Consider the following 10,695-nt stretch of genomic DNA (forward strand, 5'->3'; position numbering starts at 1 on the left):
GACCGTCCGTCGCGCCGGCGCCGCCGCGCTGGCGCTGCTGGCCGCCGTCGGCGTCGTCACCCCCGCGTTCAGCGTCGACCTGGCCCGGCCGGTGCCGGCCGCCGTGCTGGGCGTCGCCGCAGCCGTGGCGGTCACGATGGCGACGCGGCTGTTCGATCGCGAGCGCGACGGCTGGGCCTTCGGCTGCACGGCGGTGGCCGCGGCCGCGCCGGTGCTGGCCGCCGGGCTCGCGTCGGCGCCGCGGCTGCTCGACGGCCTCGCCGCGTCCGCAACGCTGGACCTGCTGGGCGCGTTCGTCGTGCCGGTGCTGCCGATCCTGCTCGCCGTCCAGGCCTGGATGTGGTGGACCTTCCGGCACCGCGTCGGGGCCGGATCGGCGGTGTTCTTCTGAATCGGCTCGCCCGCCGGCTGCTCGCCGGACTGCCCGCCTTCCGCGTCATCACCCTGGCCTTCACGCTGCTGGCGGTGGCCGCGGCCGTCGCCATCCTGGTCCAGGCCGAGCTGCTGGCCCGGCTGCTCGCCGACGGCGTACTCGACGGGCCGTCCGCGGGCTCCGTCGCCGGGCTGCTGGCGCTGCTGGCCGGCGTGTTCGCCGTCCGGGCCGGGCTGTCGTGGGCGCAGCAGGCGCTGGCCCAGCGGGCCGCCGCGTCGGCGAAGGCGTCGTTGCGGCGGCAGGTGCTGCGTCGCACCCAGGAGCTGGGCCCGGGCTGGCTGTCCGGTCAGCACACCGGCGGGCTGACGACGACGCTCGGCCGCGGCCTGGACGCCTTGGACCCCTGGTTCACCGGCTACTTCCCGCAGCTGTTCCTGGCCGCCGTGATCCCGCTCGCGGTGCTGGTGCGCATCGCCGCCGCCGACCTCGCGTCGGCGGTGATCATCCTCGTCACGCTGCCGTTGATCCCGATCTTCGGTGTGCTGGTCGGCATGTCGACCAAGCGGGCCACCGAGCGGCAGTGGCGGGCGCTGGAGCGGCTGGGCGGGCACTTCCTCGACGTCGTGGCCGGGCTGCCGACGCTGCGTGCGTTCGGGCGGGCGAAGGCGCAGGCCGAGCAGGTGCGGCGCATCGCCGACGAGCACCGCTCGGCCACCATGCGCACGCTGCGCATCGCGTTCCTGTCCGCGCTGGTCCTGGAGCTGGTCGCGACGCTGTCCGTCGCGCTGGTCGCGGTCCCCATCGGCCTGCGGACGCTGAACGGCGGGATGGGTCTGGAGACGGCGCTGCTGGTGCTGCTGCTCGCGCCGGAGGCATACCTGCCGCTGCGGGCGCTCGGGTCGCAGTTCCACGCGAGCACCGAGGGCCTCGCGGTTGCGGAGCGGTGCTTCACGGTGGTCGACGCGGACGGCGGGCCGGCCGCGCGCGTCGCGGCCGCCGAGGTGGACGCGGTGCCCGACGCAGCCGCGGGCATCCGGTTCGAGAACGTCACCGTGCGCTATCCCGGCCGCGACGAGGCGGCGCTCGACGACGTCTCGCTCGCCATCGCGCCGGGAGAGCGCGTCGCGCTGGTCGGGCCGAGCGGCGCCGGCAAGAGCACGCTGGTCAACGTCCTGCTCGGGCTGGTGACGCCGACGTCCGGACGGGTTCTCGCCGGCGGCGCCGACGTCGCCTCGGCCGAAGCCGAGAGCTGGCGGCGGCAGCTGGCCTGGGTGCCGCAGCGGCCGCACCTGTTCGCCCGCACCGTCGCCGAGAACATCCGGCTCGGACGCCCTGACGCCACCGACGACGAGGTCGTGCGGGCGGCGACCCTGGCGCACGCCGACGAGTTCGTCGCCCGGCTGCCGCGCGGGTACGAGACCCCGCTGGGCGAGCGCGGCGCCGGGCTGTCCGCGGGCCAGCGCCAGCGCATCGCGCTGGCCCGGGCGTTCCTGCGCGACGCCCCGCTGCTGCTGCTCGACGAGCCCACGGCCGGGCTCGACGCCGGCAGCGAGGCCGTCGTCGTCGAGGCGACCGCGCGGCTGATGGCGGGCCGGACGGTGCTGGTGGTGGCGCACCGGCCGGCCATGGTGCTCGACGCCGGCCGGGTCGTGACGCTGGACCACGGCCGCATCGCCGGGCCGGCACGCGCGGAGGTGGGCTGATGGTGCGGCGGATCGCGGGTCTGCTCCGCGCCCACCTGGGCCGGCTGCTCGTCGCGGTGTCCGCGTCGGTGGCCACCGAGCTGGCGGCGCTGGCCCTGATGGGAACCGCCGCCTGGCTGCTGGCCCGGGCCGCCGAGCAGCCGCCGCTGGCCGCGTTGTCCCTGGCGATCGTCGGTGTGCGGGCGTTCGCGACCGGCCGCGGCGTCTTCCGCTACGCCGAGCGGCTGGCCAGCCACGACGCCGCACTCCGGGCGCTGGCGACGCTGCGTGGCCGGGTCTACGACGCGCTGGTGCCGCTGGCGCCGTCCGGTCTGCCCGCCTACCGCAGCTCCGATCTGCTCAGCCGCATGGTCTCCGACGTCGAGGCCGTGCAGGACCTCGTCGTGCGGGTGCTGGTGCCGGTGAGCACGGCGGTCGTGGTGGCCGGCGTCGCGGTCGGGTTCTCCGCCCTCGTGCTGCCGTCCGCGGCCGTGGTGCTGGCGGCCGGGCTGGCGCTGGCCGGGCTGGTGGTGCCGCTGCTCATGGTGGCGGCGGCGCGGCGCACCGCGCGGCGGCTGGCCCCGGCCCGGGCCGAGCTGGCCGCGCACCACACGGACCTGCTGCAGGGCAGCGCCGACCTCGCGGTGTTCGGCGCCACGGCGACGGCGCTGGATGAGGCGGAGCGGGCCAGTGAGCGGCTGGCCCGGCTGGAGCGGCGGACCGCGCTGACGACGGCGCTCGGCGGCGCCGCCGCGATGCTGGTGCAGGGCGTGACGACGGTCGCGGTGACGGTGCTGGCGCTGGGTGCCCGTGCCGACGGCGGGCTGGCCGGTGTCATGGTTCCGGTGGTGGCGCTGGTCGCGCTCATCGCGTTCGAGCCGGTGCTGCCGCTGGTGCCGGCGGTGCAGCGGCTGCTGGAGGCACGCTCGGCCTTGCGCCGCGTCCTGGCGGTGCTCGACACTCCGCCGCCGGTGGCCGAACCGGGCGACGGCGCGCTGCCGGCGCCGTCCGGTCCGGTGTCCGTGGCGCTGCGCGGCGTCTCGGTCCGCTACCCCGGCGCGACCATCGACGCCGTCGACGGGGTCGACCTCTCCCTGACGCCCGGGCGGCGGGTCGCCGTCGTCGGCGCCAGCGGCTCCGGGAAGAGCACGCTGCTGGCCTGCCTGATGCGCTTCATCGAGCCCTCCGCCGGGACCGTGCTGCTCAACGGCGCGGACGCCCGCCGCTACGACGGCGACGACGTGCGGGCCGTCATCACCGGCGTGACCCAGGACGCGCACCTGTTCCACACGTCGATCCGCGAGAACCTGCGTGTCGCCCGCCCGTCGGCGTCCGACGACGACCTGCTGGCCGCGCTCCAGACCGCCCGGCTGCGCGACTGGGTCGAGTCGCTGCCGGCCGGGCTGGACACCATGGTCGGCGAGTCCGGCGGCCAGGTCTCCGGCGGCCAGCGGCAGCGGCTGGCGCTGGCCCGGGCGCTGCTCGCCGACCCGCCCGTCGTGCTGCTGGACGAGCCGACCGAGGGCCTGGACCCGCGCACCGCCGACGACCTCATGACCGACCTGCTGGCCTCCACCCGCGGCCGCACGACGGTCGTCGTCACCCACCGCCTGGCCGGGCTCGACGCCGTCGACGAGATCGTGGTGATGGACGCCGGCCGGGTCGTGCAGCGCGGCACCCACGCCGAGCTGGTCGCCGTCGACGGCCCCTACCAGGACCTGTGGTGGGCGTCGCGGCCGGCGCTCGCCTCTGAATGAGGCCGGGTTCGCGGGGTTCGTCGCGTTGGCCATCCCCCTGCTGCCCGATTGTCTTGGCCGCGGGCGCGGCTGAGAACGGCAGCTATCAGGGGGACGGGGGAGTGTGGCGACGGCTGGCCGTGGCGTTGGCCCCGTTTCGGTGTGAGTTTGGTGTCGTGGACCGTCCGCCTGGTGAGATTTCCTCGTGATTCGCAAGCCATCACGATGATTACCCCCGCGTCAACACCCCTACAGTCATGGTGAAGCTCACGTAATCCTCGTGATGTAGGCGATCCTGGATGATCATCGCCGTTCACGGTCGGACGAAGCAGTGCGAAACGGGCGCGACAACGGCGAGGGGCGTGCCCATCCTCCACGTCCCTCTAACCGTCCGCGGCAGGACGTCAGATCGTGTCGAGGGCGCGGGAGAGGTCGGCCCAGAGGTCCTCGACGTCCTCGATGCCGACGGACAGACGCAGCAGCGACTCGTCGACCGTCGGGCTCTCCGTAGGCCATCGCCGCCGCCGCTCCAGCGACGACTCGACGCCGCCGAGGCTGGTCGAGTGCACCCACAGGCCGACCGCCGCCACCACGGCGTCGGCGCTTTCCGCGCCGCCGGCCACCTCGATGGAGCACATCGTCCCGAAGCCGGGGTAGCGCACGACGTTCACCGACCGGTGCGCGCGCAGCCGCGAGGCCAGCTCCGTCGCGTTCGCCTGCGCCCGCTCGAGCCGCACTGACAGCGTCCGCAGGCCGCGCACGGCGAGGTAGGCCTCCATCGGGCCGGGGATGGCACCGTGCAGCCGCCGATGCGCGTCGAGCCGGTCGTACACGGCGTCATCAGTCGTGACGACCGCGCCGAGGACGACGTCGGAGTGGCCGGCCAGCAGCTTGGTGACGCTGTGCACGACGACGTCGGCGCCCAGCTCCAGCGGCCGCTGCAGCAGCGGGGTGGCGAACGTGTTGTCGACGACGGTGAGCGCGCCGGCCGCACGCGCCGCCGCGGCCGCCGCCGCGATGTCGGCGACGTCGAGGTTCGGGTTGGTCGGCGACTCCAGCCACACCATCGCCGCGCCCTTGGCCGCCGCCGCGATGCCGTCGGTGTCGGTGACCGGCAGCTGGCGCAGCGTGAGCCGGCCCTGGGTGGCCCGCTCGCGCAGCTGGTCGAGGACGCCCAGGTAGGCGCAGTCAGGCGCGACGACGACGGCGCCCTCCGGCAGCAGCGACATGACCGCGCTGGACGCCGCCAGGCCGGAGGCGAACGCCAGCGCGCGGCCGCCCTCGAGGTCGCCGAGCACCGACTCCAGCGCCGTCCACGACGGGTTGCCGTAGCGGCCGTAACCGACGTCGCCGCCGGCGTGGAACGTCGAGGCGAACGTGACCGGCTCGTTCAGCGGCGCGTCGGGCTCGGCGGCGGGACGGCCGGTGGTGACGACGCGGGTGGCGGGGGACCGGGGGATGCCTGCATCCATGGCGTCAGTATCGGTCACGGTGCCGTGGCGGCCAGCGTCAGCGTCACCGTCGCGGTCCGCGACTCGCCCGGCGCGATGGCCAGCTGCGTCCCCGTCGTCTCGCGCACGCCCGCCACTCCCGCGTCGGGCCAGCTGGTCGCGGGCTCCAGCGCGAGCACGTACGCCCCCGAGTACCAGGGGAAGCCGGCCCGTCCGCCCGCCTCCAGCCAGTACCAGGCGTGCGGCATCAGCGACGTGTCCCAGGTGAGGTCGGCCCGCAGCCTCAGCTCGTCGTTGACGATGCCGGCCCGGCCCTCGGCGAAGTCGGTCAGGAACGCCAGCCGGCTGACCCCGGACCCCGGCACCGGTATCCGGTCGAATCCGTCGCCGGGCCAGGCCGCCGACGTGTCGGGGTCCAGCTGGATCGTCCGCGCCGCGGTCTCGACGCGCGCCGCCGGGCCGACCAGCGGCGCGCCGAACGCGGGGTGCTGGCTCCACATCACCTCGACCGGCTCGGCGCCGTCGTTCGTCACCGTCTCGGTGACGGTGACCGACGGGCCGGCGACCTCGACGTGCTTGACGACGGAGAACGGGCTGCGGACGAGGTCGGTGCGCAGCTCGACGCCGCTCGGGCCGGTGGCCGACCAGTCGTAGGAGGCCAGCCAGGCCTCGCCGTGCATGCCCCACTCGACGCCGTGCTCCTGGCTCGGCGCTCCGGCGTTGGGGAACACCGTCTGCCAGCCGCCTGGGTAGGCCTGCATGAGCAGGGCCTCGCTGCTGCCGATGGTCGTGTGCTCGCCGTGTGGGCGCAGCCCCCAGCGGGTGCGCCACATGACGTCGACGTCGAGCGGGCGCCAGCGCACCGCCGTGACGTCGCCGCCCTTGCCGGGGACGACGTCGACCTCGAGGTCGTCGGACGTGAGACGGAGGATCTCCCAGCCGCGGTGCGTGGACACGCTCGGTTCGGTCACGGCGTTCAGCTTAGGGTTCCGGGTGGCGGGCGTCGTAACGGACGAACCGGCGCTGGGTCACCGCGAGCGCACTCACGATGACGATGCAGGCCAGGCCGCCGAGGACCGCCGCCCACGCTTCGCCGCTGAGCTCGGCCAGCGAGCCGAGCACGAGGTCGCCCAGCCGCGGCCCGCCCGCCACGACGACGATGAACACGCCCTGCAGCCGGCCGCGCAGCTCGTCCGGCGTGGCGGCCTGGAGAATCGTCATCCGGAACACGGCGCTGACGGTGTCGGCGGCGCCGGCCAGCGCGATGCACAGCACCGCCGGCCACAGCGCCCAGTGCGCGCCGCCGTTCTCCGGGCCGGGCACGGCCACCAGCACCAGCCCGAACGCGACCACCGCCAGGCCCCACACGATGACCGCGACGACGACCGCGAGTCCCTGCCGCCGCACGTGCCCCAGCGGCCCGGAGAACAGGCCGGCCAGGAACGACCCGGCCGCCATGCCGGCCACCAGGATGCCCACCGTCGTCGGCCCGCCACCCAGCACCGCCGCCGCGACCGCCGGGAACAGCACCCGCGGCATCGCCAGCACCATCGCGCACAGGTCGACGAGGAACGTCATGCGCACGTTCGGCCGGGTCCGCAGGTACGACAAGCCCTCCAGCACCGAGCGCAGCCCGGCCCGGCGCACCGTCCCCTGCGGCGGCATCGGCGGCAGCGCCAGCAACGTCGTCAGCGCGACCGTCAGCAGCACCGCCTCGATGCTGTACGTCCAGCCGTAGCCGACGGAGTCGATCAGCACGCCGGCCAGCAGTGGGCCGATGGTCAGGCCGAGGCTCATCGACATGCTGCCCAGGGCGTTCGCCGCCGGCAGCAACGGGCCGGGCAGCAGCCGCGGGATGATCGCCGTCCGCGCGGGGGAGTTCACCGCGAAGAACCCGTTCTGCACCGCGACCAGCGCGTACAGCAGCCACACGTGCCCCAGATCGGCCCACGCCTGCACCGCGAACCCGGCGGCGACCAGCAGCAGGCCCGTCGAGCTGACGATGACGACCCGCCGCCGGTCGTACGCGTCGACGATCGCCCCGCCGTACAGGCCGAGCGCGACCAGCGGCGCCAGCGCGAACAGCCCGACCAGCCCCACGCTGAACGTCGAGCCGGTCAGGTCGTACACCTGCAACCCGACGGCGACGGTCGTGAGGTGGGTGCCGATGCCGGAGAGGGAGATACCGATCCAGAGCCGGCGGTAGGGAACACTGACCTTGAGCGGCGTCAGGTCCAACAGCAGCCGGCGCACCTGGACATCCTGCCAGGAGCCCTGCGACGCCGGCCCGACGGGCCCGCGGTCGTGGTTGCCGCAGGCCGGTTTCCGGGCGACGACGAGCCGGACCCCGGTGGCGTGCGGCGCCGCTGCTCACGCCGATGAGAAGCACCTCACCCGCGTCAGGACCGGTTCGAGACCAGATCGACGCTCTGACGTGGTCCTGCCGCGGGTGAGGTGCATCCACGCTGGCTGAGGAACCGCCTCGCTGTCAGCACGGCGCGCGCCGCCGACCATCGGCGAGCATCGAACTCACTCATCAGCCGAGCGCCCATGGTCACCGAGCGTGACGACGACGACCGCATCACGATTCCGTAACGACGAGTGGCCCCGTACCCCGCACGAGGCGGGGCCGGGGCCACTCGGTTCAGCTGGTGGTGCGTCTACCCGATGATCAGGCGGTGGTGTTGCGGCGGGCCCGGACGGCCACCGCGGCGCCGCCGGCCAGCAGCAGCGCGATGCCGCCGACGATCATCCAGGTGGTGCCGGACGAACCGGTGTCGGGGAGGTCCTCGTCACCGTCCTCGCCGTTGCCGCCGTCGTCGTCGCCGCCACCGTTCGCCACGGTGAACGTGGCCACGGCCTCGGAGTCGGACAGCTCGGGGTCGCCACCCTCGAGGGTCGCCGTGGCGGTGATGGTGTACTCACCCTCCGGCAGGTCCTCGGCCGGGTCGAACGTCCAGTTGCCGGCGTCGTCGATCTCGAACTCGCCGGCCCACTCCTCGACGTCGTCCTCGCCCTCGGCGCGCACGCCCAGGCGCGGCTGCGCGTCGTCGGCAGCGGCGTCGGCCGCCTGCTCGAGCAGCAGGCCGATGCTGGCCCCGGCGAACGAGGTGCCCTCGAAGACGACGTCACCGGCGACGGTCGAGCCGTCCTCGGGCGTCGTGATCGTGACGTCGGCCGCCTCGATGCCGAGGTCCGCGACGGTGACCTTCTGGGTGTCGTCCTCGAAGGTCTGCGTCACGACGGCGTCGAACCGCACGCCGACCGGCAGGTCGCTCGACGGGGTCAGCGTCCAGGCGCCGTCCTCGCCGACCTCGGCCGTGCCGTACTCGGCGTCGCCGACCGTCAGGGCGACGGTGGCGCCGGGCTGGCCGGCGCCGGAGAACTCCGGACGCGCGTTGCCGGTGGTCTGGCCCTCGGTCGGCGAGTCGACCGCGAGGTCCTCGACCTGCTGCTCCACGACCTCGAAGCTGCCGGTCGTCGCGTCGGAGGTCGTGGCCTCCGACGCGCCGTTGGCGGTGTGCGAGGCGGTCGCGGTGTAGGTGTAGGTGCCCGGAGCGAGCTCCTCGTCGACGTCGGCGCTCCACGTGCCGTCGGCCGCGACGGTGCCCTCGACGGTCGGGCCGCCCTCGATCTCGACGGTGACCGTGGCGCCGGCAGCCGCCTCGACCGAACCCGAGATGGTCGGCGTCTGGTCGGTGGTGCCGCCGTCCTCCGGCGAGGTGACGGCCGGGGTGCCGACGTGGATGGCCAGATTGAAGTCGTCGCCGAAGACGGTCTCGGCGTTGGCCGTGCCGCTGGTCACCGCGAAGCCGCCGCCGAGGTTGCCGTTGGCGCCGTCAGTCTCAGGGTCGAACACGGTGGCCGGGTTCCAGTTGCTGGAGTCGCACGTCGCGTCCGACTGAGCGTTCGAGAACGAGTTGACACCGAGGGCGTAGTTGCCCGAGACGATCGAGCCGCCGCTGTCACCGGAGAGCATGCACGCCGTGAAGATGAAGGCGGTGACGTTCTCCGCGGTGCTCAGCTCGACGGTGTCCTCGGCCCAGAGAACCTCGCCGCAGGTCCAGCCGGAGGTGGCGCCGGACTTGCAGGCGGGCTGGCCGACGACCGCGTCGGTGGAGTCGTAGATGTTCACCGCCGCGCCGTCATCGGGCGCACCGGTGCCGCCACCCCAGACCGCGACCTGCGGCGGGGTGGTCCAGCCCGGCTCGGTGATGTTCAGCAGGCCGCCGTCGAGACCGTCCTCGCCGGCGCCGAAGTGCATCGGGCCGTTCTCGCCCAGCGGGCGGTCGAGGAACGGCGGCGGCGTGTCCGCGTCGCCGACCCACGAGCCGCTGTCGAACAGCGGCCCGTCGAGCGGGATGTGGAACCACGGGTGGCCGTCTTCGAACTCGTAGCCACAGTGGCCGGCGGTGTAGTTCACCGGCGAGCCGTCGCCGGCGGTGCCGTTGAAGCCCGCCGAGCAGCGGTAGGCGCCCGTGGGCGTCTCGAAGTCGTCGAGCGTGCCGTAGCCGTAGCCGCCCTTGAAGTCGTCCTGGGCGAAGTACTCCTGCTCTTCGGTCTCGTCGGAGTTGACCTCGGGGAGGCCGATCTCGACCTTGGCGCCGACCGCCTCGGCGGCGGCGACGTCGGCCTCGGCCTCGACGTAGAGGGTGACGTCCTGGCCGTCGATGACCGTGGCGTTGATGTTCACGCCGGCGTCGACGAGCTGAGCGGACACGTCGGCGGCGACCTTGGCGGCCGCCGCGTTGGCGAGGTACTCCTCGGCGGAGATGCCGAGGTCACGCTGGATGGCCTCCACGAGGCCGGTCGGGAGCTCGTCGGCCTGGGGGGCGAACGCCTCCGCGGCGAACGTCTGCAGGGTCCCGGTGACGGTCTCTTCCTCGGCCGACGCGGCCGTGGAGGAGACGACGACGCCTGTGCTCACGAGAGCGCAGACGCCCAGCACACCGGAGACCCGTGCAGCGCCGCGGCGGCGCAGCAGGGCTGTGCTCACTGTTACTCCAAAATGAAATGTCATTGACATGGAATGGTCCCGGCGCTCCGCCGGCGGTGGACGGCCGACGGCACCCCGGAGCCTGTGTCACCCTACAGCACCGTTCGCTCGCATATTCAAGTACTCGGCACCTATCAGGGCTAATGTCCGACATCACGCTGTGTGACCGGAAATTTGAATGCTCAACTGGTGAATAGTGCAAATCGGACGCTACTGCCGTGTTGACGACCGGTGTCACGAAGAGATGCGCAGGTCGTGCGGCGTGTCGCGATCCGGCTGGGGCACCGCCGCCGGACGCCCGGCCGGACGGCGACGGCGTGGGCGGACGTATGGCGCCTGTGTAGTGCCGGCGCTCTCCGGCAGCCCGCCCGGGCGGGACTCAGGCCGTGGTGCGGCGGCGGCGCCGGACGAGCACGCCCGCGACGGCCGCGCCGGCGGCCAGGATGCCGGCCGCCGC

At 74.0% G+C, this 10,695-nt stretch carries 6 protein-coding genes and 1 pseudogene; 3 read left to right on the plus strand and 4 right to left on the minus strand.

Going from position 1 to position 10,695, the window contains the following annotated elements:
• The 3 genes and pseudogenes from DY240_RS31820 to cydC form a co-directional block, all read left to right on the plus strand.
• Positions 1-391: pseudogene (locus DY240_RS31820) on the plus strand (hypothetical protein); the annotation flags it as partial.
• The gene (gene cydD / locus DY240_RS09795; protein WP_407659296.1) at positions 388-2,076 is read left to right on the plus strand and encodes a thiol reductant ABC exporter subunit CydD; all 1,689 of its coding nucleotides are present in this window, start codon (positions 388-390) and stop codon (positions 2,074-2,076) included. The pseudogene DY240_RS31820 and the gene cydD, both read left to right, overlap by 4 nt.
• On the plus strand, positions 2,076-3,812 hold the full coding sequence (cydC, locus tag DY240_RS09800; RefSeq protein WP_119659737.1) for a thiol reductant ABC exporter subunit CydC: 1,737 nt from the start codon (positions 2,076-2,078) through the stop codon (positions 3,810-3,812). The genes cydD and cydC overlap by 1 nt, the downstream gene beginning before the upstream one ends.
• Before the next feature lie 383 nt (positions 3,813-4,195).
• On the opposite strand, the gene DY240_RS09805 is transcribed toward cydC, so the two are convergent.
• From DY240_RS09805 to DY240_RS09820, 4 genes are all read right to left on the minus strand, one after another.
• Complete coding sequence (locus DY240_RS09805) at positions 4,196-5,263, minus strand: trans-sulfuration enzyme family protein (protein ID WP_119659738.1); 1,068 nt, start codon at positions 5,261-5,263, stop codon at positions 4,196-4,198.
• Between the two features lie 14 nt (positions 5,264-5,277).
• Positions 5,278-6,213, minus strand: a complete 936-nt coding sequence (locus DY240_RS09810) for an aldose 1-epimerase (RefSeq protein ID WP_158602798.1) — start codon at positions 6,211-6,213, stop codon at positions 5,278-5,280.
• A 10-nt stretch (positions 6,214-6,223) separates the two neighbouring features.
• The gene (locus DY240_RS09815; protein WP_119659740.1) at positions 6,224-7,495 is read right to left on the minus strand and encodes an MFS transporter; all 1,272 of its coding nucleotides are present in this window, start codon (positions 7,493-7,495) and stop codon (positions 6,224-6,226) included.
• Positions 7,496-7,913: 418 nt separating this feature from the next.
• On the minus strand, positions 7,914-10,238 hold the full coding sequence (locus tag DY240_RS09820) for an Ig-like domain-containing protein (RefSeq protein WP_119659741.1): 2,325 nt from the start codon (positions 10,236-10,238) through the stop codon (positions 7,914-7,916).
• Positions 10,239-10,695 lie beyond the last annotated feature (457 nt).

Origin of the sequence: Jiangella rhizosphaerae, from assembly GCF_003579925.1 — a bacterium.
Taxonomy (GTDB): Bacteria; Actinomycetota; Actinomycetes; order Jiangellales; family Jiangellaceae; genus Jiangella; species Jiangella rhizosphaerae.

Excerpts from the sequence above, each read along its gene's own strand:
- cydC (WP_119659737.1), top strand. The coding sequence starts at position 2,076 with ATGGTGCGGCGGATCGCGGGTCTGCTCCGCGCCCACCTGGGCCGGCTG.
- DY240_RS09805 (WP_119659738.1), bottom strand. The coding sequence starts at position 5,263 with ATGGATGCAGGCATCCCCCGGTCCCCCGCCACCCGCGTCGTCACCACC.